The sequence below is a fragment of the Solibacillus sp. FSL W7-1436 genome (assembly GCF_038007305.1).
Taxonomy (GTDB): Bacteria; Bacillota; Bacilli; order Bacillales_A; family Planococcaceae; genus Solibacillus.
In genome coordinates this window covers 751,464-773,270 of record NZ_JBBOWV010000001.1, presented here as the reverse complement: position 1 = coordinate 773,270, position 21,807 = coordinate 751,464, and the positions used below count along the sequence as shown (strand labels likewise).

Sequence of the window (21,807 nt, the reverse complement as noted above, 5' to 3'; positions counted from 1 at the left end):
CTACCGGTAAAATCCGGATTGAAGTTTCACTATGTAATTTTAATTTTAGACGTGGAATAAAATTAATTTACCCGATGAGTTAACTAATCGGTGAGTTTTTTCAGCAATACCTTTTTCTTCGATTTGCTTTTGACCTTCGATTTTTGCAGCATCATCGTTTGCGAAATTCCACACTTCATCAAATAATGTTTCCCCAGTTTTTTCAAATGCAGTAAAACGATAATTCTCCATTTAAACCACCCTTTATAAGCAAGATAATATAATTATACTAGAAGTTTTTAGAAAATTCACGAAGCAGCCACCATTATACGAGAAATATTTGTACTTTATGAACTGTTCATGAACAATTTAATTCACCGATTAATACCCGGATTTTGAATTTGTTAAACCCTATTTTGCTAAAAAAATTTAGCTTTCGGTAGTGGAATAGCAATTGATTGTCTTTTAATCGATAAATAACGCATATACATGTTACAATAAATCGTAATAGAGTTATAAAGGGGCGATTACTTGTGAATGGAATTACAAAACTCCAACCTGGTGAACAAGTGGACCAATATTTATTGATAAAAGAAGCAAAAAAAGGCGTAACGACTGTCGGCAAGCCTTTTATGTCACTAATTTTACAGGATCGTAGCGGCGATATTGAAGCGAAGCTATGGGATACAAACGAAGAACATGAAAATCTGTACCGTGCACAGGTAATTGTAAAAGTTGGGGGAGAAATTCACGACTATCGTGGAAAAAACCAACTGCGTGTGAAACAAATCCGACCTGCACGTGATGAGGAAGGCATTCAAATCAGCGATCTTTTACCGACATCTGCTGTGCCGAAAGAACAGTTATTTGAAGAGCTTACACAATATTTCTTTCAAATTCAAAATCCGAATATATCACGTATTACACGCAATCTTACAAAAAAATACCAAGATCAAATCCTGATTTATCCTGCAGCAACTAAAAATCATCATGACTATGCGTCAGGCTTGCTTGACCATGTTGTATCAATGCTGAAATTAAGTGAAGCAATTTGTGACCTATATCCGACGCTGAACCGTGATTTATTATATGCGGGCGTTATTTTGCATGATATCGGTAAGGTAATTGAACTGAGCGGTCCGGTAGGTACAATGTACACGGTGGAAGGCAATCTGCTTGGTCATATATCCATTATGGTCAACGAAATTGGTCAAGCTGCCAATGAGCTGAAAATCGAAGGGGAAGAAGTGATGCTTCTTCAGCATTTAGTGTTGTCACATCACGGAAAAGAAGAGTGGGGCAGCCCGAAAAAGCCTATGATTCAGGAAGCGGAAATTTTGCACTATATCGATAATATCGATGCGAAGATGAATATGCTGACACGTGCCCTTGACAAAACGAAGCCTGGCGAATTTACAGAGCGTCTATTCCCATTGGATAACCGCTCATTCTACAAGCCGATGATTTAAGCTGGCAGGTTTTTGATAGACGATAATAACAGAGATATACTTGATGGATTTAAAAATAAGGCCGTTCAAATTCTAAACAAATTTGAACGGCCTTTAACTATGAGATTGAATACTATTGATTATCCTGCTGGAATTTCACCATGAAATCAGCTAGGGCTTTGCATGTTTCGACTGGGACAGCGTTGTAAGTAGAAGCGCGGCAGCCTCCTACAGAACGGTGACCGTTTAAACCGACAAATCCGGCTTTTTTTGCTTCGGCAAGGAATTTTTTCTCCAGTTCTTCATCTGCTACACGGAACGTAATGTTCATCAATGAACGTGAATCTTCCGTTGCATGGCCGAAGTAGAAGCCGTCCGAATTATCGATGACATCATAAATATATTTCGCCTTTTCTTCATTTCGCTGCTCGATCGCCTCTAAGCCACCTTGAGCTTTCACCCATTTCAATACTTCACCTAACATATAAATACCGAAAGTAGGAGGCGTATTGTACAATGAGTTATTTTTTGAATGTGTTGCGTATTTCAGCATTGTCGGGATATTTGAATTTGCCTTTTCAAGGAAATCTTTACGGATGATGACAACCGTTACACCTGAAGGACCTAAGTTTTTCTGTGCACCCGCATAGATCATGGCGAATTTCGATACATCAATTTTTTTCGATAAAATATCTGAAGACATGTCCGCAATTAGCGGAAGTTCACCAGTAGTGGGGAACGTTTTCCACTGTGTTCCGAAAATTGTATTGTTTGATGTTAAGTGAAGGTATGCTGAATCTTTACCGATTTGGATATCCGAAAGAGCCGGGATATTTTTGTAGTTATTGTCTTTAGAGCTTGCTGCCTCTACAGGTGTCCCAAATAACTTCGCTTCTGCAAAAGCTTTTTCTGACCATGCTCCTGTCTGGATATAGCTCGCCTTTTGTCCTTCGCTTAAGAAGTTCATTGGAATCATTGAAAATTGAAGGCTTGCTCCGCCTTGTAAAAATAGTACCTCATAGTTATCAGGGATTTCATATAACTGGCGTAAATTTGCAATCGCTTCATTATGTACTTCTTCAAATGCAGCGCTGCGGTGGCTTAGCTCCATTACAGACATACCGGTACCTTTGAAATCTACGAGCTCCGCCTGTGCTTTTTGTAAAACTTCTAATGGTAATGCCGATGGACCAGCATTAAAGTTAAATGCGCGTTTTGTTGTTACTGTCAATGCAATCACTCCTGAATGTAATATTGGAATATATAAATTGATAATATACCCTTTCGGCACAAATATGTGAAAATTCTTGAAATTAATTTTTTAATAAACAAAAAAGAGAAGAACTTATTGAAAATATATAGATTTTTGTCACAAAGGAAAAGGGAATGTTCGTGTTTTGGGCCAATTTACTTTTATAGTCTTGTTTATAAACAGGAACTATGCGAGGATAGAGGGGATGAAATACAGGAGGTAAATTAATCATGGAACAATTACCGAAATGCCCGGAGTGCGGTTCAGAGTATACGTATGAAGATGGTCAAAATTATGTGTGCCCGGAATGTGCGCATGAATGGTCTCAATCAGCGGAAACAGTAGAAGAAGGATTAGTCGTACGCGATGCAAACGGCAATCTGTTGGCTGATGGGGATACCGTAACAGTTGTAAAAGATTTGAAAGTAAAGGGAAGCTCCTCTACATTAAAAATCGGTACACGTGTGAAAAATATCCGACTTGTAGAAGGCGACCACAATATTGACTGTAAAATCGACGGTTTTGGTGCAATGAAGCTGAAATCGGAATTCGTGAAGAAAAACTAAAAAAATGCGGGGCCCGTTATAGGCCTCGCATTTTTTATTATATATCAACGATTATTCAGCTTTGAAGCCTGCAAATGCGTCTTTTAAATCTTTGTCTTTCACTTCAATATCAGCATCGTTAATTAACTCAGCCATTTTTGCGTTCCAATCCGCTTTTGAAGCTGCGATTGATTCACGGATTTCTTCTTTTTTGTCTTCAAGTTTACCGTAATCTTTAACATCACGTTTTTCAGTCACTTGGATGATGTGGAAACCGTGTTCGGATTGTACAGGTTCACTGATTTCGTCTACTTCCAATGCATATGCAGCATCGTTGAATTCAGGCACCATTGTACCTACTGTAAACCAGCCTAAATCTCCGCCTTGTGCGCCAGAACCTGGATCAGTTGAGAATTCTTTCGCTAATTCAGCAAAATCTTCCCCAGCATCTAATTTAGCTTTAATTTCTTTTGCAGTCTCTTCATCTTCCACTAAAATGTGGCGAGCGTTTAATTCTTGAGATGCCTGGTTGTAGTACTTTTCGATTTCCTCGTCAGTTACTTCAACATCTTTTAAAGCTTTTTCTTGTAACAAAGTGAAACGAATATTAGTTTTCAACGTTTCTTCCGTTAAATTGTTCTGAGCCAAAATCGCCTCATAGCTTTCGCCATACTGCTCTTTTACACCCTTCAATTCTTCTTCGATTTCCTCATCTGTTACTTTATATTTATCGTTTAAAATCTGTTCAACTACTACTTGCTGCAGTAATTGGTCACCAGCGATGTCCTTCATTGAATTATAAAATTCTTCTTGAGTGATATCGCCTACGCTTGTTGATACAACAACTTCATCTCCAGGATTACTGCATGCAGCTAAACCGATTGAAGCAGCAACTGTTAATGCAAAAATGGTCTTTTTCATTTGAATACGCTCCTAACTTAACTTTAATGCAATTGTAACTATAACATAAACGATTTAAAAACAAAATGGTTGCATGTGAAGAGCGCCTAAGTTTTGTAACAACAAGTGCATACGATATTGAGAGAAAGAGAGAAGGGAGGTGTCAATATGGGTGGCGGAGGTTACAACGGCGGCGGCTACGGCTCTGGCTTTGCTCTTTTAGTTGTATTGTTTATCTTGTTGATTATTGTAGGTGCAGCTTTCATCTACTAAGAAAAAAAGGTGCGTTAAAAGTCATTACGGCTTTTAACACACCTTTTCCAATTATTAAAGTTTGGACCAAAAAATTTATTACATAAAAAAATTCAATTTTAAACGGCTAGCAGTACTTCAACATACATGCTTACAAGTAAAATCGTAATCAGTACATTGATCGTACGGAAAATTTTTGGCTGTTTTTCTTCTGGAATTTCACGTCGACTGCATAATGCGGCAGTCATTCGATTTATTTGGAATAAGTATATTACTGAGAATAAGATTACAACAAGTAGTAACAAATTTATTCCTCCCCTCTAAAGCATCAGTAAAAACCTAAATATCAAGCGGAACTAAAATTTCATAACCCCTTGGCGTTTCTTCAATTATAGCATTGTTTGGTGCATACATTAAATTTTTCACATATAAAAAATCCATAAGACAGATACAGCAGTGGAATGCGAGCAAAGCGCTAAAATAATGCGCATATTCGGGAAAGTAAATGCCCCCGGTGATCAATGCAGCATTAATAACAACAAAAGGTGTTAAAAGTGCGAAAATGTAAGACTTTTTTGGAATGCCATTCTGCAGACGCATCCGGACAATCGGCATGAAATGTTGAATTTTAAAGCGAATGACGAGTGATTTTCTATGTTGAAACAGAGCGAAATAATGTAATAATTTATGCATAGGATAAATAAAAGGTATTACTAATAAAACTAACCATAAATGGCGATCGATATGCTTACCGTTAAAATTAAAACTAAATGCAATGTATGAAAAGCAGAATACAAGGATGAAAAGGGTGATTGCCAGTAATACAAGTCTTCCCGTACCGTATTCGCGCTCAATGTTGATCGTTTTCCAACAATGCATAAGAGCCCTCCTAAAATATTATGGAAAAGGACTTATTATGCTTTTCCATTAACCTAACATTATTAAACATAAAACTAACTATAATAAATAAAAAAAGAAATGTCATCAATTTAAATTGGCGACATTTCTTGTTAAATATATTTTATAAAGTTGTGGTAATTGACGGCTTTCCTTTGTCATCGATTGTTTCTTTGAAGTTAAAGAAAGAACGTTCGAATATTTCGATGAAGTCATCCCCGTAAATATTGCGGATAACAGCCATTACATCCAAAAACTCCGGGAAACGTCCGTAAAGTTCTTTTAATGGCAATGCACCTGTCAAAATTGTATGTTCTGTATCGTGATAATGATCATACATACGCAGGATGAGTTCTGCACCTTTATCAGTCAACTCAACATATGTATTACGTTTGTCTTCATCACGTTTTGAGAAAGTAAGTAATCCACGTTCTTCTAATTTCTTTGAAAAGTTGAAAGCGGTAGATACATGCATGACACCAAATTTAGCTACATCTGAAATGGAAGCACCTTTCAAATGATATGAAATCCATAAAATATGGTGTTCATTAATATTCAAATCAAAAGGTTTAATCCATGTTTGCCAATCTTTTTCGATAGCTTTCCATAGTGCTTTCGAAAGTTGTGCGACTCTTTGGCTAAATAACATAGCCTCACGTTGCGAGTATAAATCTTCTGTCAAAGCAATCACCTTCTTCTTTCATTTACGTTTTAAAAATATTATAGCAATAAAAGAAAAGACTTTAAAGTTAGAAAAATGGAATAATTCAACATTGGTTGATTTATGCTATAAAAAAGTAAATTTAAGATTAATTTGACTGCTTTTGAAATTTGAATTAGTTCAAAAGTTATAGCTTGAAATTACTGTTCATTACTCGTTATTTCTATTTGAAGGAATATTTTTCTCGATTTCACTGATAGAATTCTGTAATTTCTCTATTTCTTGTTTTAGATTTATTGTTTCCGGTTCAATCTGAGTTTTGAAATTTGAGAAATTATCCTTTAATTCATTTACTATACTGGGCATACTATTTTGTACTTCTGCTTTTAAAGTTGTAATCGATTGCTTTACATTATTCAGTTCATGTTGAACGTCCTGGAGCTTTGATTTGGCGTTTTTTGTATTTTCCAATAGATTTTGTCTTAAATTTGTTCCTGATTGTGGTGCTGTAAATAAAACGACAGCTGCACCGCTAACGATACCTGTTGTAATACCAAGTAAAAATGATTTTGCTTTCATATTGATAACCTCGCTTTTTTTATATATTTGTTATCCAAATCTTTTTCCAAATCCATCTTTCGATAAACATTGGAAAGACCGAATGAAGGTATTAATAGAAAAACCAGCATTTTCAATTACGAAAAAGATGCTGGCCATAGTCTCCTTAAAGGAGCAATTATAAGTGTGATTTAATTTCCTCGGAAAGTGTAGACAGCACATCCGGCGGGAATTCCTGTGAACGACCATTCCAGCTGACAACCAGTCCATCTTTTTCATCATAGCGCGGAACGAGATGCAGATGGTAATGGAAAACAGTTTGACCTGCTTCTGCACCGTTGTTATTGATCGTATTCATACCAGCCGGGTTAAAAGCAGCTTTAATGGCATTAGCCACTTTCGGGGCAGCAGCATATAAATTACGTGCTACATCTTCCGGCATTTCAAATAGATCTTTGCAATGCGTTTTCGGTATTAACAATGTATGACCTTTTGTTAACGGGGCAATATCCATGAAGGCAAAAGTATGCTCATCCTCATAAACTTTAATACTTGGAATTTCACCGGCAATGATTTTGCAAAATAAGCAATCACTCATCTTATTTATCGCTCCTTTTTTATTTTTGATTTTCACCATTAGAAGTTAGAAAATAATGTTATTGTAAATTGAGGGATACAGGGCGGTAAATTCTCACGAAAAGCATCCGCCTGCAATAAAAATCAACTGTACAACCCCAATTTATGGTGAAGATACTATTATTTTTCTTTATTCTATCATAGATTATTCGGAAAACTACTTTCTTATATGAAGGATTTATTTTTTGTTCTCTGAATTGAGTGTTGCATTCAGTGTTCAATTTTATTCGCTTTTGATAAACTAAATTTTAGAAAAGAGGAGTGACGACTGTGACAATTTTACAACTGCAAAATGTAACAGGTGGTTATACGAGAAAGCCTGTTATTCAAGATTTATCATTTGAAATTAACAAAGGGGAGCTCGTTGGATTAATCGGCCTTAACGGTGCCGGGAAAAGTACAACGATCAAGCATATTATTGGCACGCTCTTACCGCGCTCTGGAGAAATTCGTTTAAACGGTGTGACGCTGAAGGAAAATTTGGACAAGTACCGATCAAGTTTCTCCTATATTCCGGAAACACCCGTACTATATGAAGAATTAACATTAAAAGAACATTTACAGTTAACGGCAATGGCCTATGGTTTAGATGAAAGAACGTTGGAAAAGCGCTCCGAAGTTTTATTGAAGGAATTCCGTATGGAAAAGCGATTAAACTGGTTCCCGTCGCACTTTTCAAAAGGGATGCGCCAGAAGGTAATGATTATGTGCGCATTTTTAGTCGATCCAAGCCTGTATATTATCGATGAGCCGTTTGTCGGATTGGACCCGCTTGGCATTCAGTCATTGCTTGACCAAATGGATGATAAAAAACGTGCAGGTGCATCGATATTAATGTCGACACATATTTTATCGACTGCAGAAAAACATTGTGACCGCATCATTTTGCTTCACGAAGGTCGGGTACGTGCACAGGGGACTATGAATGATTTACGCAAAGCGTTCAATATGCCGACTGCGACACTGGATGATTTGTATATTGCGATGACAAAGGAGCAGGACAATGAACAGCATGCATAGTGTATGGGCTAAGCGCTTCGAGCATTACATCGGCGAAGTGATGAAGTATATGCGCTTCGTCTTTACAGGGCATATTGCGATTGTCCTTGTCTTTATCGCGGGGGCAGGTGGCTATCAGTACAGCGAATGGCTGAAGGTCGTGCAGCCGGATTTCCCGGCAGAGTGGCTCATTGCCATTATAGTAGGGGGATTAGTGGCATTCAGCAGACCTGTCACATTGCTGAAAGAACCCGATCAAGTATACTTGCTGCCGCTGGAAAGCCAAATGCCGAACTATTTTAAAAAGGCGATGAACTGGACATTTTGGTCACAGCTGTTAGTGCCGGTCGTTCTGTATATAATAGCGATTCCGCTGTTGAAAGAGGTTACAACACTCAGCGTGGGTGAAATTTGGCTGACTGCTGCATTTATCGCAGTGTTGAAATTCATTAATGTTCGCGCCGAATTCAACTACCGCTATGCAAATCGTGGTAATGCCATTTTACTCGACCGGTTTGTACGGGCAATCGTATCGATTATCGGGATTCAAATGACATTGACAGACGGTTTGCTGGGCATCGTATTTCTTATTATGATGGCTTACTATACATTTACATTGAAGAAAAAAGTACAGGATAATCCAGTGCCTTACGAGCATTTTATTAAGCTTGAGCAAAACCGCATGATGCGTTTTTACCGCTTTGCCAACTACTTCACAGATGTCCCGCATTTAAAGGGTTCTGTAAAGCGTCGTGCATGGCTTGATATTGCGTATAAAGCGATCAGCTATAAAAAGGAAAACACACAGGCCTATTTAATTTACCGTACGTTTATCCGGACAGATGACCATTTTTATTTATGGGTACGGTTAACGGCGATTTCAGCTGTTATTGCGATGTTTATTTCGATTCCATTTGTAACTTGGATCGTTGCAGGAGCACTGGCATTTGCGACAACACTTCAGCTTAAGTATGCGCTTATGTCTGCAGGAGATTTCCGTATGGACATGCTTTACCCGATCCCGCGCGATACGAGAAAACAGGCTGTCGCAAAACTGCTTCGCCAACTGAGCATTGTACAGGCCATTATCGTGACACTTTGTGCAATGACGCAGCCGCAGTTTTACATCATTCCGGTTGTCATTATTGCAGTGAGTGAACTGACGATGAGAATGTCAAAATAAAAAAGCGTCCGCCTTTATAGAAGGTGGACGTTTTTTTATTTTGACTATTAAATTTTACCCCCAAGGCACTCCTACTACTACGAATAGTAACCAAGCTGCAAGTGGACCAATTACAATGAAAATACCCGACATTACTAATAGTTTACGGAAGAAAGAACGTTCTTCGCTTGGCTTACAGTTTGATAAAAGTAATGCACCATTAGTAGAGAATGGGCTTAAATCTACGATACTTGAAGAAATTGCAATTGCAGCCACTACACCAGTAGAAGATATAGTTGGATCTTCCAAAATAGGTGTTACTAAAGGAATGATGGCTGCTAGGAATCCAGTTGTTGAAGCGAAAGATGAAATAATCCCGCCTGTATAAGAAGCTACTAGTGATGCGACATATGAATTGTTTAAACCGGATATTAAGTCAGTCATATAGTCGATAGAACCGATAGCATCAAGAACACCTACATACGTTACGATACCTGTTACCATCAAAATTACTGGCCAAGGAATGGCTTTAACAACTTCAGTTTGTAATGAAGGACGCATGAACGCCAAAATTAAACCGATTGTAAATGCAGAGAAGCCCATATGAAATTCCAAGAATAATGCCATATAAATTAATACACCAATACCGATTAAAGTAGCAGCTTTATACCAATCTAGTTTTACATTGTCAAAAATATTTTCTTCTTCTTCAAACTCTTCGTCAGATGCATACGCAGCAGCAGTACGAAGTTGAGCATCAGATACATTTTTTGAACTTAGCTTGAAGTTTTTAATCCCGCCTAAAACAACAAACACGATTAAACCGACTACAAAGCAGAATAATAAAACGTTAACCATTAAAATGACAGGTTCATGCGGTAAACCACGGCTTTCTAATACGCCTTTAACAATAAGGCCGAATAAGTTTAAGGGTGAAAATGCGCCTGCTGTTAAACCGACAATTAACAAAGTTCCCATCATTAATGCATTAATTTTAAATTTATAGGCTAGACGTAAAACTAAAGGAGCTAAAATTGAAGCTAGTGCTACAACAGATGTTCCAAGCGCAGCTAGTGCTGTGCCCAGGAAGAAAACTACCCATGGAATTAACCCCAAATTTCCTCTTACTAACTTTAAGCCCCAACTTGCGATTAAATCGATTGTCCCATTTTTTTGAACAATGGAGAACATAAACGTAATCCCCGTTAATAATACAAATAAATCTGCCGGGAATACGCCGAGAACAGCTTTAGTTTCCATGCCGGAAACAAGAACGCCAATAACAAAAGCAGCTACAAAACCAAGAACACCAATATTTACGGGGAAGATTGAACCAATGATGAACATACCGACTAAAAAGATAATAGCGAATAATTCCAAACTCATTTTAATTCCTCCTAACTAATTTGTCTTTTGTACTGAGGTTGAGTAGTGCTTGAGACGTTATTTCTATATAGTTTTTCTATTTCGTCCAACGTATAGCCAATTTCCTCAAGTATCTCGGTAGAATGCTGACCAAGCAATGGTGGGGGAGACGTTATTTCTCCAGGCGTATCTGAAAGCTTGATTGGAATCCCTGTTAACTGCAAATCACCAATTGTTGGGTGAGGAACAGATTGTACCATTTCTCGATCATGGACATGTTCGTCTTGGAATAGTTCCTCGAAGTTATAAATAGGTCCTGCCGGAATACCATGAGATTCAAATAAATTAATCCACTCTTTAGAAGTTTTTGACTTAAATTTCTCTTGTAATATAGCAATTAGTTGAGTTCGATTACGAACCCGATCATTATTTGTTTTATAGTTAGGATGATGGATTAAGTGTTTTAAATTTAAAAAATTGCACATTTTTTCCCAAAGTGAATCATTTCCTACCCCGATATTGAAATAACCGTCTGAAGACTCAAAGGCTTGATAAGGAACGATTGATTGATGGGCATTTCCTAAAGGTTTTGGATTTTCTCCGGTAGCTAAAAATCCGGTTGCCAAAAATGTTTGCCAACTAATCATCGTATCCAGTAAGGAAGCGTCCACCCACTGACCTTTACCGGTTTGGTTACGGCTATTCAATGCTAGTAATATCCCAATAATGGCCCACATTCCAGATCCAATATCTGCTATGGAAAAGCCTGCTTTTACTGGGGCACGGCCATCTTCACCAGTAACAGACATTAAGCCTCCCATTCCTTGAGCGATAACATCATAACCAGGTTTATTTGAATAACGCCCAGTTTGGCCAAAGCCTGATATAGATGCTAATATTACTTTAGGATTAATTTCTTTCAACACTTCGTAACCAAGACCGAATTTTTCCATTTGGCCTGGTCTGAAATTTTCAACGACCACATCGGCATTTTTCAGTAATTTGATAAATATTTCTTTTCCTTCAGGAGATTTTAAGTTCAGGACTAAACTTCTTTTATTCCGGTTTACACTCAAATAGTATGCGCTTTCATTTTCGAGAAATGGAGGTCCCCATTTCCTCGTGTCATCTCCTTCAGGGGATTCGATTTTAATAATATCTGCTCCCATATCACCCAGAAGCATGGTACAGTATGGTCCGCTTAATATTCTTGTTAAATCTAGCACTCTTATTCCTTCAAGTGGTTTTGTCATAATCATCCTCCTTAATCATTGAAAATGTTGTTGATGAGGATGTTACAATAAACAAAATTTTCTGTCAAATGAGTATTTTATTCTCGTTTATTCTTTGTTTTTGTTTGGTTAATAATCGTATTATAGCTATAGTAAGAAAAAATCACTTTATATAAAGGCTTAAGTATTTCCAATATGTAGAAAAGAGTGGGAGCTAATGGTGCAGTTGTTTTACTGATAAAATGTATTTACAGGGATACGTAGGAGAAATTTTGCTTTTACTAATAATTTTATCCACATTTAGTGGCTACTCAAAAAACCGAAAAAAATTTTTTTTACACCTTTAAAAATTTTGAAATGAGGATTTTAATATGGAGCAAGGAAAAGAACAAAGGTCAGAGGAGCTTATCGAAAATAACTTGGAAAATTATGAACGATTGGATAATGTGAAAGAAATGCTGATCGAAATGTTTCAAAAACACGAAAATGACCAGATTATTTTTATTTGTATTGGAACTGATCAATCAACTGGAGATTCATTTGGTCCTTTTGTTGGTAAGTATTTAACTGAATCAGAATTTTCCTGTCCAGTGTATGGAACGATAGCGCATCCGGTAGATGCACTTAACTTAAAGCAAGTTGTGGAAATGGTAAAAACAAAATATGATAATCCGATTATTGTCGCTATCGATGCAAGCGTTGGAAACGAAAGGCATATTGGGAAAATATTTTTTAAACAAGGTGCATTACGTCCTGGAAAGTATGCGATGAAAGTTTTGCCTCTTGTTGGAGATTATCATTTGTCAGCTGTAGTAAATGTTCGGGATTCAATCATCAGATTAAAAAAATTACACGAAACACGATTACATTTTATTTTGCAATTATCTTTGAAAGTGGCCTCTCTTATTCTAGAAGCAAATTATTTAGCAAATACCAAAAAAGACGAGTAGAGAAATCTACTTGTCTTTTTTATTTGTTCTAAAGATAAATACAGCATTAAATACAATAAAAAATCATTTTAGAGAAAATTTTGAATTTTCTGTTGTAAATTCTGAAAATTTGTAATAGTATATTGTATACAGTATACAGTTTGGTGGTGTTCATAGTGAGAGACTATTTTAAATCAGATCAATACAATCCTTTAGCTAATTCCATTGCTCAGCAATTATTTGAGCAAATTTTATTAGGTGAATTAAAACCGAACGAAAAAATTGTCGAGACGACTTATGCCGAGAAATTTAATTTGAGCAGATCACCTGTCCGTGAAGCATTTTATTTATTGGGTACGGAAGGAATAATTGATCGGATTCCTCGAAAAGGAGCGTATGTAAGAGAATATAGCGAAGTTGAAATACAAGACTTGCTGGATGTACGTAATCAGATGGAGTATATGGCTGCTGAGAAGATCGAAAATCCTGGGAGCAATGAAAAACTATTAGAAAAAATGAAAACGATTACTGAACAGATGGCTGTATGTGAGGATATTATCGAGTATACTCATTTGAATTTCGCTTTTCATAGCATCTTGATTGAGTTTTCAGGAAGCACCATTATTCGGGATGTATACGATAAAATCAGCCTACGTTTAATGCGAATACAAGCCATTCATTTTGAATTGAGCGAATCGTTAGCGAAGTCAATTTCAGAGCACCAGGCACTATATGAAGCACTGAAAGTTGGAGATATGGAGCTTTTTAAACAGTTACTACGTACTCATACAGGCGGTGTAATTATTAATTTACGCAAATACAAATCAGGTGTTTATATATAATGTGATGACTTTTCAAAGGTGATGACAGTGTATTATGTTAAAAATTGAGGATTGGCTGCTAAGCCCAGAACTTAAGTCCTTAATAAATACATAATTACAAGTAGTTTCCGTTGAATGCTTTACAGTAATGGGAACAATACTTTTTGTGTGCAGACTGTGCTCAGCGCAGCCGCATTATAAAATTTAGAAAAAGGTAGGAGGGGTTTGTTGAAAGCGATACTATTAGACGAATTCGGAGATACAGATGTTTTAAAAGTTCAAACAGTTGAAAAACCTGTTCCAAATGACAATGAAGTACTCATTAAAGTGATTTCAACAAGTGTTAATTTTGCAGATATTAAAACTCGAATTGGGAAATATCATGCAGCAGGCCCTCCGCCTTTAATTTTAGGTTTAGAAGTTTTAGGGATCGTTGAGGAAGCGGGTACACAAGTTCAACATACAAACGTTGGAGATTATGTTATTGCATTCCCTAAAAAAGGTTCGTATGCCGAATACACTGTAGCAGATGCCATGTTGACATATCCTATTCCTGCACAACATTACAGAAAATTTCAAGGAGCTCCACTCGTAGCATTTACATCATACTATTTAATAAAAAAAGTGGCTCGCTTAGAAAAAAATGAATCAATCGTTATCCATGGAGCAGCAGGGGGAGTAGGAACAACAGCTATTCAAGTTGCAAAATGTTTAGGCGCTAAAAATGTAATAGGTACAGTTAGTAGAAGAAGTAAAGTACAAGAAGCCATAAATGCAGGTGCAGATTATGTTGTTGTTTTGGAAGAGGAAAATGCGATTGATAAAATTCTTCAATATACGAACGGACAGGGAGTCGACGTTATACTTGACTCAATTGCTGGGGAAGTGACTGAAAACTCGTTCGACTATTTAAAAAAATACGGAAGGCTTGTAATATTCGGTGATTCAAGTGGAACTCCTGCAAATATTCAATCCCATTTACTGCATTCAAGCTGTCGATCTGTTTTAGGCTATAGCATTGGTTCAATGCGTAATGATCAGCCACAGTTATTAATGGAAGTTTCAAATGAAGTAATTTCGTTAATCGCTGACGATAAAGTAAAGATTCATATTGGCGCAGAGTTTCAACTTGAAGATGCAGCACAAGCTCATCAATTTATGGAAAGTAGAAATGCTTTGGGTAAAATAATTATTCATATCAATGAAGTTTAAAAAAGCAAAAGCTAATCCCCTCTTGTTTAATAAGTAGAGATTAGCTTTTTTGCCGTTCCATAATAATCAGGTTTGATTATAAAATAAATCCGCCAATCAATAACCCGACGACGATTACTATAATAGAAGGAACTTTGAATTTTTCCAAAGCGAGATAGCTGCCGACAATCATTAAAATTGTAGGAATCAGTTTATTTGATTCGTAGGAAGACTTTGCGAAATCGAATGTTAATGTAATTAATAATACAGCGATTGCCGGTAATACAAAGCTTGATAACCGCATTACTTTAGGCGAATCTCTATATTTATGCAGGAGGTTCAATAGTGTAATCATTAAAATCAGGGTAGGGGCAACTGTTGCGAATAATGCTATAATACTCCCTAAAAATCCGCCGACTTCAAAACCGATATAGCCCGCCATCTTTGTTGCAATAGGACCGGGCAGTGAATTTGCCAAAGCAAGAAACTCACTGAATTCACTTTGCGTCATCCATCCATACCTGTCTACCACTTCATGTTCGATTAACGGGATAGAAGCTGGTCCCCCACCGTATGCCAAAAGGTTTGGTATTAAAAATGCAATGAAAATTTCCCAAAATATCATTGTGCTTTTCCTCCTTTAGCCGGCAGTGCAAATGCTAATATTAAGAGGGAAGCAATGATAATCCCAGGGTGGAGATCAAATACAACAATTGTTATAAAACTATATAAGAAAATAATAGCGCTGATTTTCAGACCTAAAGCTTTATGCGATTTTTTTAGGAAATCGAATGCATAGAGCCCCATCATAACTGTCACAATCGGTATGACCCCTTTAGACATATTATTGATAAAATCGGAGTTGCTGAATTCTTTCAAAGAATTTAATAGAATAATAATTAATAGTACAGTAGGCATGACCGAGGCAAACAGGGCATTGACTAACCCGAAAATTCCGCCTATACGGTAACCAATATAGCCTGCCATCTTTGTCGCAATCGGGCCAGGCAATGTGTTTCCGATTGATAGCACATCAGAAAAATCATCGTCTGTCATAAGTTTATATTTTTCTACCACTTCTTTGTGAAGTAATGGAATAATTGTCGGACCCCCGCCGAAGCCGAGAATTCCGGACACAAAAAAAGCTTTAAACAACTGGATTTGAATTTTCACATCATAACCGCCTTTTTATTAATTGGAAGCAGGATAGTTCGGAAAACGAAAGAATTTCTAAATATGTATTATTTTATATAAAAATGCTACGAAATACAATCGTAGCATTTTTCATAAAAGCATTATTCTTTTGAAGCTGCACTATATGTCGTAATATAAGAGGATGAGTTAAACATCGACTGCAACACTTGTGTCGTACCTTCAAAAACAGGGGCAAATGAAGTTTTATACTCATCGCTGGCTTTCCATACTTCGTAGGAAGCAGGTCCGCCCCATTGAATAATAAATAAATAGGTTTCCGCCTTAACCGGACGCAATAAACGGTAGGCAATTACAGCATCATTGGTGTTCAATGCAGGGATGACGTCGAGAGCTTTTTTCTCGAAAACCGGACGTTCATCTGACATAATGGGCATATTGAAAAAAGTAAAATAGCCCTTTTGTGTAAACTGCCCATCCTGTGCAATGACTTCAAACTTGCGGGGGACTGCGAAAATAGATTTTTTATCTGTTTCGTGCAACACCACCGAATTTCCATTTCCATGCAATAAAATTAAAGGGTGCTGTGGATTTTTTGCGATTAATTTTTCCATATAGTCAGGTGTTCCTGAAGTTACATAAAAATTCATATGACCGACCTCCTTTACACTATTATTTCCATTTATAAAGATGTTCAAGCCATTTGTCAAAAACTTCTACAGCAGAAGAGACAAATTTATGACATTTATTCAAGAAATCTATACAATTATTTATGAAAAGTTTATAGTCGATGATGGATATCAATGACGTTTTTGAGGTATAGAATAAAAAAGAATTTACTTTAAGGGGTAGAAATCAAAAATGATGAAATTTAATGACACATTATTACGTGCTGCTCGCGGTGAGCAAGTAGAACATACGCCGGTTTGGTTTATGCGCCAGGCAGGCCGTTCACAGCCAGAATATCGTGAAATAAAAGAAAAATATTCATTAGAAGAGATTACAATGCAGCCGGAGTTATGTGCATATGTGACGCGTTTACCTGTCGATCAGTACAATGTAGATGCTGCGATTCTTTATAAAGATATCGTTACCCCTTTACCAGGAATGGGAATTGATGTAAAAATAAAAGCAGGGATCGGTCCGGTTATTTCAAATCCTATCCGTTCAGCTGCTGATGTAGAAAAATTACGTGATTTCAACGCACAAGAGCATACACCTTTCGTGCTTGAAACAATTAAAATGTTAACAACAGAACAGTTAAATGTTCCGTTAATCGGTTTTGGCGGTGCTCCGTTCACGCTTGCAAGCTATATGATCGAGGGCGGTCCAAGCAAAAACTATGCTAAAACAAAATCATTCATGGTTTCACAGCCAAAAGCATGGTTTGCTTTAATGGAAAAACTGGCTGATATGATTATTGTAGATATTACAGCGCAAGTAGAAGCTGGCGCAAAGGCAATCCAAATTTTCGATTCTTGGGTTGGTGCATTAAATGTAGAAGATTACCGTATTTTCATCAAGCCGACGATGACACGTATTTTTGCTGAATTGCGCGCATTGAATGTTCCGCTAATCCAGTTTGGTGTAGGTGCATCACATTTAGTAAACGAATGGCATGACCTGCCAGTCGATGTAGTAGGTTTGGACTGGCGTTTACCAATCCGTGAAGCAGAAGCACGCGGGGTAACAAAAGCGGTACAAGGGAACTTGGATCCTACATTATTACTTGCAGACTGGAATGTAATCGAAGCACGAGCGAAAGACATTGTCGATCAAGGTTTAGCACATACAGGCGGACATATTTTCAACTTAGGACATGGTGTCTTCCCTGAAGTGGATCCGGCCGTATTAAAACGACTAACAACATTTGTACATGAATACAGCCGCGAACAAATCGCAAAGCGTTCATAATACAACAATAAATTTAAATTTGATTATTCACCGGTTTAGGTGAGAAATCTATATAGATGAAAAGTTTGCTGGAGAGCACCCAAAAACAAACGGGATGAAAACTTTTAAAACTAATAAAAATAGAAACGTGTTTAAAAACATGCAGAGGTGAACTTACATGAAAGAAGTACGCGGGTTATTAGTAATGGCTTATGGTACGCCATACAAAGAAGAAGATATCGAACGTTATTACACACATATTCGTCATGGCCGCAAACCAAGCCAGGAACATTTGGACGACTTAACAGAACGTTACCGTGCAATCGGCGGTATTTCTCCGCTTGCGAAAATGACGGAAGCACAGGCCCATGCATTATGTGCACGTTTGAACGAAGTACAGGACGAAGTGGAATATAAAGTATTTATCGGCTTGAAGCATATTGAACCATTTGTAGAAGATGCGGTAGAAGCAATGGTGAAAGAAGGAATCACTGAAGCGGTATCGATCGTTTTAGCACCTCACTTCTCAACATTCTCTATTAAATCGTACAATGGACGAGCGAAGGAAGCTGCTGAAAAATTAGGCGGTACGTTAAACATTACTTCTGTTGAAGCATGGTATGACGAGCCTAAGTTCATTGAATTCTGGAAAAATGCCGTGAATGGCGAGTTGGCAAAAATGACGGAAGAAGAGCGTGCAAATGCTTGCTTAATCGTATCTAACCACTCATTGCCGGAAAAAATCAAACTTGCGGGCGATCCGTATGAAGAGCAGTTAATCGAAACAGCGCGTTTAATTGAAGAGGCTTCTGATATTGTGAATGTTGAAGTAGGCTGGCAGTCTGCAGGACAAACACCAGAGCCATGGCTAGGACCGGATGTACAGGACTTAACGAAGGAATTATTTGAGCAAAAAGGTTATAAAGCTTTCATCTATACACCAGTAGGATTTGTTACAGAGCATTTAGAAGTGCTATATGATAATGACATTGAGTGTAAAGTTGTTTGTGACGAAATCGGTGCAAGCTACTATCGCCCGACAATGCCAAATACACATCCTTTATTCATTGATGCAATGGTAGATGCTATCAATAAAAAATTAGCGAAATAGTAGAGAGTGATGATGAGGGTGACTTTAAAAAGGAACAAGGTTGTTATCGTTGGCGGTGGCATCACTGGTTTAACGACGGCATACTATTTACAGCAAAAAACGAAGGCGCATAATTTACCGATAGATATCGTGTTGATCGAAGCGTCACTACGTTTAGGTGGTAAAATCCATACTGTTCGTCAAAATGGATATATTATCGAACGTGGGCCTGAATCGTTTTTTGATACAGGTAGCAGTGTCCGAAAGTTGGCACGTGATTTAAATATCGAACATGAGATGATTCAAAATAATTATGGTCGAACATTCATCGCAGTTGGTAGCAAGTTACACCAAATTCCGAGCAATATTCTGCTCGGAGGGTCACCTAAAATCTTCCCGTTCATGACATCGAATGTTCTATCGTTAATGGGGAAATTCCGCGCGGCAGGGGATTTGTTATTACCGAAATTACCGCATGCGGCCGACGAACCGATCAGTGAGTTTTTCAATCGGCGCTTTGGTAGAGAAGTTGTAGAAAATTTAGTTGAACCGGTGTTGGCAGGTACTTTTGCAGGTGATGTCGACCATTTAAGTATGCAATCGATGTTCCCGCAGTTTTATCAGTTGGAAAAAGAATACCGCAGTTTGCTGCTCGGTATGAAAAAAACAGGTAAAGGTATTTACGCACTCGTGGATACTCCAGGTGAACTACACTATGAATCATTTGAAAACGGGTTGGAATCATTAATTGAAACATTGGAAAATGCTTTAACCGAAGTTACGATTTTAAAAGGTTTGAAAGTGAACTCCGTTGAAAAAAATAATGATGGTACACATCTTATAGAATTGAATGATGGGGCGTCTATACAAGTAGATAAACTTGTTGTAACGACACCGTTTAATGTAGCGAAAAGGATCTTCCCGGACTCTGTCACGATGCAGCAAGTGCCGGATATGAATTATGCTACAATAGCGACGGTTACGATGGCATTTGAAAAAGGTTCGATGCAAAAATATGAAGATGCGCTTAACTTCTTCGTTTCACGCAATAGTCATTTTGCCATTACAAGCTGTACGTGGAGTCACCGAAAATGGGATAATGTCTCGCCGGATGGCCATGAACTGCTGAGGGTTTACATTGGCCGTGTAGGGGACGAATCGATTGTGGAGCTGCCTGACAGTGAAATTGAAAAAATCGTATTGCAGGATTTGGAACGGGCGGTAGGTTTGGATGCCCAGCCATTGTTGACGACAGTTGCCCGCTGGAAGGAAGCAATGCCTCAATATACAATTGGTCATGAGTCGCGCATGTCGACTATGAAAAAACAGTTTTATCAAGAGTTTCCGAATGTCTTTTTAACAGGAAGCTCCTATGAGGGAATTAGTATTCCGGACTGTGTTTTGCAAGGTAGAACGACTGCCGAGCAATTGCTCAAACAGTTGGCCGGGTCAAAATTGGCAATATAGCAATTCAATAGAATAGCTGGACGAGATGCTGCATTAAAAGGGAAACGCTTTTAATGCAGCATTTTATTTTGGGAAATTTCCTAATGGTTCACAAATTTATCTTAAATTTAGTATGCATCTGTAAGGATTTTTTAGTACGCTAATAAAGATGGGGAAAAGATTGCAATAAATTACATAAATGTTAACAAGGATGGGAGATTGTACGATGAAAAAATGGTTTTACAGTTTAGTTGCAGTACCTTTTTTACTGGTAGGGTGCGGGGATGATCCTGAAGTGGAAACACTTGATACTGCCGAGGTACCGGCAATTGTCGATGTACATATTAAAACGGCTGAACAATTGAACGCAGGGGAAATGATTCAGCTTGCGGCGCGTGTGACGCAGGATGAAGAAGCGGTAAATGATGCAAAAGAAGTGAAGTTTGAAGTATGGGAATCAGGTCTTCGCGATGAAGGGGAGATGCTGGACGGAGAACTGACAGAAGACGGAATCTATGTCGCTGACTATACGTTTGACCATGATGGTGTATACTTTATGTTTGCCCATACGACGGCGCGGGGCATGCATGTGATGCCGAAACAGAAGCTGATTGTCGGCAACCCTGATATGAGCAAAGTGCTGGATGATACAAGTTCTGATTCGATGGAACACGAAGAAGAACATAATGAAGAAAATACAGAAGAAAAAGAAGAAGATCATAACCATTAAATATTGCAATATAAGAAAAACGGTGTATAATAGTGACTGAATGACCGAAGTGTTCATTCGGTCACTTTTTGAGGAGGTGGATTTATGGATCGTCGACATGAAATTTTAATAGCTGCTACAAAATCCTTCACATTATTTGGATATAAAGCAACAACGATTGAACAAGTTGCTAAAATTGCAAATGTAGGAAAAGGGACTATTTATACCTTTTTTAAAAATAAAGAAGAGCTGTTTCAGGAAGTTGTATTCCATTTAATCGGTGAAATGAAGCGCGAAACAGATCAGTTAATCGATGTAAATGCGAGCTTTATGCAAAATGCCCATACAGCATTGATGAAAATGCTGCAGTTCCGTGAGCGTCATTTACTGTTTGCCAAACTAATAGATGAGGAAAGAGCACTGGGCACACCTGAAGTACAGCAAATGCTGTTGAAAATCGAGTCGGAAATCATTTCATACGTCTCGATGCGCATTCGCAACGGCATTGCAAAAGATGAGGTTATTGACTGTAATCCTGAGCATGTAGCCTTTTTATTGTTTAAATCGTATTTGGCTTTTATTGTGGATTGGCAGTTGACGCATAATGAACCACTCAACGAACAAGAAATTTTGACATTATTCAGCGAAACCATTTTCCGTGGTTTGGCAAAGAAAAATTAGTAGTCACTT

The 21,807-nt window shown here is 37.7% G+C and carries 26 protein-coding genes; 13 read left to right on the top strand and 13 right to left on the bottom strand.

The window, feature by feature from the left end; translation table 11 throughout:
• Positions 1–45: 45 nt before the first annotated feature.
• Positions 46–231 (bottom strand): YhzD family protein, encoded by a 186-nt coding sequence (locus MKX73_RS03905; RefSeq protein ID WP_008406474.1) that lies wholly within the window; start codon positions 229–231, stop codon positions 46–48.
• A gap of 281 nt (positions 232–512) precedes the next feature.
• Between MKX73_RS03905 and yhaM the strand changes: the two genes are divergently transcribed.
• On the top strand, positions 513–1,448 hold the full coding sequence (gene yhaM / locus MKX73_RS03900) for a 3'-5' exoribonuclease YhaM (RefSeq protein ID WP_340716382.1): 936 nt from the start codon (positions 513–515) through the stop codon (positions 1,446–1,448).
• 112 nt (positions 1,449–1,560) lie between these two features.
• Here yhaM and serC read toward each other — a convergent pair whose 3' ends face one another.
• Positions 1,561–2,658: a 3-phosphoserine/phosphohydroxythreonine transaminase gene (gene serC, locus MKX73_RS03895; protein WP_340716381.1), complete on the bottom strand. Its 1,098-nt coding sequence runs from the start codon at positions 2,656–2,658 to the stop codon at positions 1,561–1,563.
• Between the two features lie 251 nt (positions 2,659–2,909).
• On the opposite strand from serC, the gene MKX73_RS03890 reads away from it, so the two are divergent.
• Positions 2,910–3,245, top strand: coding sequence for a zinc ribbon domain-containing protein YjdM (locus MKX73_RS03890; protein ID WP_340716380.1), 336 nt, complete (start codon positions 2,910–2,912; stop codon positions 3,243–3,245).
• 51 nt (positions 3,246–3,296) lie between these two features.
• On the opposite strand, the gene MKX73_RS03885 is transcribed toward MKX73_RS03890, so the two are convergent.
• A complete protein-coding gene (locus MKX73_RS03885) occupies positions 3,297–4,145 on the bottom strand; it encodes a peptidylprolyl isomerase (RefSeq protein WP_340716379.1) in 849 nt (282 codons plus the stop codon).
• 147 nt (positions 4,146–4,292) lie between these two features.
• Between MKX73_RS03885 and MKX73_RS03880 the strand changes: the two genes are divergently transcribed.
• Positions 4,293–4,397 carry a YjcZ family sporulation protein gene (locus tag MKX73_RS03880; protein WP_081483416.1) on the top strand — a complete coding sequence of 35 codons (105 nt, stop codon included), beginning with the start codon at positions 4,293–4,295 and terminating at the stop codon, positions 4,395–4,397.
• 98 nt (positions 4,398–4,495) lie between these two features.
• On the opposite strand, the gene MKX73_RS03875 is transcribed toward MKX73_RS03880, so the two are convergent.
• The 5 genes from MKX73_RS03875 to MKX73_RS03855 form a co-directional block, all read right to left on the bottom strand.
• The gene (locus tag MKX73_RS03875) at positions 4,496–4,681 is read right to left on the bottom strand and encodes a hypothetical protein (RefSeq protein WP_079524475.1); all 186 of its coding nucleotides are present in this window, start codon (positions 4,679–4,681) and stop codon (positions 4,496–4,498) included.
• 34 nt (positions 4,682–4,715) lie between these two features.
• On the bottom strand, positions 4,716–5,255 hold the full coding sequence (locus MKX73_RS03870; protein WP_340716378.1) for a DUF3267 domain-containing protein: 540 nt from the start codon (positions 5,253–5,255) through the stop codon (positions 4,716–4,718).
• 142 nt (positions 5,256–5,397) lie between these two features.
• Positions 5,398–5,961, bottom strand: a complete 564-nt coding sequence (locus tag MKX73_RS03865; protein ID WP_251690456.1) for an HTH-type transcriptional regulator Hpr — start codon at positions 5,959–5,961, stop codon at positions 5,398–5,400.
• Between the two features lie 183 nt (positions 5,962–6,144).
• Positions 6,145–6,513: a YtxH domain-containing protein gene (locus tag MKX73_RS03860; RefSeq protein WP_340716377.1), complete on the bottom strand. Its 369-nt coding sequence runs from the start codon at positions 6,511–6,513 to the stop codon at positions 6,145–6,147.
• A gap of 157 nt (positions 6,514–6,670) precedes the next feature.
• Positions 6,671–7,090: an HIT family protein gene (locus MKX73_RS03855; protein ID WP_340716376.1), complete on the bottom strand. Its 420-nt coding sequence runs from the start codon at positions 7,088–7,090 to the stop codon at positions 6,671–6,673.
• A gap of 308 nt (positions 7,091–7,398) precedes the next feature.
• On the opposite strand from MKX73_RS03855, the gene MKX73_RS03850 reads away from it, so the two are divergent.
• A complete protein-coding gene (locus MKX73_RS03850; protein ID WP_340716375.1) occupies positions 7,399–8,148 on the top strand; it encodes an ABC transporter ATP-binding protein in 750 nt (249 codons plus the stop codon).
• Complete coding sequence (locus MKX73_RS03845; protein ID WP_340716374.1) at positions 8,132–9,310, top strand: ABC transporter permease; 1,179 nt, start codon at positions 8,132–8,134, stop codon at positions 9,308–9,310. The genes MKX73_RS03850 and MKX73_RS03845 overlap by 17 nt, the downstream gene beginning before the upstream one ends.
• A gap of 54 nt (positions 9,311–9,364) precedes the next feature.
• Here the strand turns inward: MKX73_RS03845 and MKX73_RS03840 are convergent, their stop codons facing one another.
• Together MKX73_RS03840 and MKX73_RS03835 are read right to left on the bottom strand one after the other, a co-directional pair.
• The gene (locus MKX73_RS03840) at positions 9,365–10,675 is read right to left on the bottom strand and encodes an SLC13 family permease (RefSeq protein WP_340716373.1); all 1,311 of its coding nucleotides are present in this window, start codon (positions 10,673–10,675) and stop codon (positions 9,365–9,367) included.
• A gap of 11 nt (positions 10,676–10,686) precedes the next feature.
• The gene (locus tag MKX73_RS03835) at positions 10,687–11,907 is read right to left on the bottom strand and encodes a CaiB/BaiF CoA transferase family protein (RefSeq protein WP_340716372.1); all 1,221 of its coding nucleotides are present in this window, start codon (positions 11,905–11,907) and stop codon (positions 10,687–10,689) included.
• A gap of 350 nt (positions 11,908–12,257) precedes the next feature.
• Between MKX73_RS03835 and yyaC the strand changes: the two genes are divergently transcribed.
• The 3 genes from yyaC (at position 12,258) to MKX73_RS03820 (ending at position 14,848) form a co-directional block, all read left to right on the top strand.
• Positions 12,258–12,836, top strand: coding sequence for a spore protease YyaC (yyaC, locus tag MKX73_RS03830; protein ID WP_340716371.1), 579 nt, complete (start codon positions 12,258–12,260; stop codon positions 12,834–12,836).
• 155 nt (positions 12,837–12,991) lie between these two features.
• Entirely contained in the window at positions 12,992–13,657 is a 666-nt protein-coding gene (locus MKX73_RS03825; protein WP_340716370.1) for a GntR family transcriptional regulator, read from the top strand.
• 207 nt (positions 13,658–13,864) lie between these two features.
• Positions 13,865–14,848, top strand: a complete 984-nt coding sequence (locus MKX73_RS03820) for a quinone oxidoreductase family protein (protein WP_340716369.1) — start codon at positions 13,865–13,867, stop codon at positions 14,846–14,848.
• A gap of 76 nt (positions 14,849–14,924) precedes the next feature.
• Here MKX73_RS03820 and MKX73_RS03815 read toward each other — a convergent pair whose 3' ends face one another.
• The 3 genes from MKX73_RS03815 to MKX73_RS03805 form a co-directional block, all read right to left on the bottom strand.
• Positions 14,925–15,452, bottom strand: a complete 528-nt coding sequence (locus tag MKX73_RS03815) for a chromate transporter (protein ID WP_340716368.1) — start codon at positions 15,450–15,452, stop codon at positions 14,925–14,927.
• Positions 15,449–16,000: a chromate transporter gene (locus MKX73_RS03810; RefSeq protein WP_340716367.1), complete on the bottom strand. Its 552-nt coding sequence runs from the start codon at positions 15,998–16,000 to the stop codon at positions 15,449–15,451. Before MKX73_RS03810 ends, MKX73_RS03815 begins: the two co-directional genes overlap by 4 nt.
• A 122-nt stretch (positions 16,001–16,122) precedes the next feature.
• The gene (locus tag MKX73_RS03805) at positions 16,123–16,629 is read right to left on the bottom strand and encodes an antibiotic biosynthesis monooxygenase family protein (RefSeq protein ID WP_340716366.1); all 507 of its coding nucleotides are present in this window, start codon (positions 16,627–16,629) and stop codon (positions 16,123–16,125) included.
• Between the two features lie 211 nt (positions 16,630–16,840).
• Between MKX73_RS03805 and hemE the strand changes: the two genes are divergently transcribed.
• From hemE to MKX73_RS03780, 5 genes are all read left to right on the top strand, one after another.
• Entirely contained in the window at positions 16,841–17,893 is a 1,053-nt protein-coding gene (hemE, locus tag MKX73_RS03800; protein WP_340716365.1) for a uroporphyrinogen decarboxylase, read from the top strand.
• Positions 17,894–18,050: 157 nt separating this feature from the next.
• Positions 18,051–18,983, top strand: coding sequence for a ferrochelatase (gene hemH / locus MKX73_RS03795; protein ID WP_251690373.1), 933 nt, complete (start codon positions 18,051–18,053; stop codon positions 18,981–18,983).
• A 12-nt stretch (positions 18,984–18,995) separates the two neighbouring features.
• Positions 18,996–20,429: a protoporphyrinogen oxidase gene (gene hemY / locus MKX73_RS03790; RefSeq protein WP_340718839.1), complete on the top strand. Its 1,434-nt coding sequence runs from the start codon at positions 18,996–18,998 to the stop codon at positions 20,427–20,429.
• A gap of 205 nt (positions 20,430–20,634) precedes the next feature.
• Positions 20,635–21,138, top strand: a complete 504-nt coding sequence (locus tag MKX73_RS03785) for a FixH family protein (RefSeq protein WP_340716364.1) — start codon at positions 20,635–20,637, stop codon at positions 21,136–21,138.
• 84 nt (positions 21,139–21,222) lie between these two features.
• A complete protein-coding gene (locus MKX73_RS03780) occupies positions 21,223–21,798 on the top strand; it encodes a TetR/AcrR family transcriptional regulator (protein WP_079524462.1) in 576 nt (191 codons plus the stop codon).
• Positions 21,799–21,807: the final 9 nt, after the last annotated feature.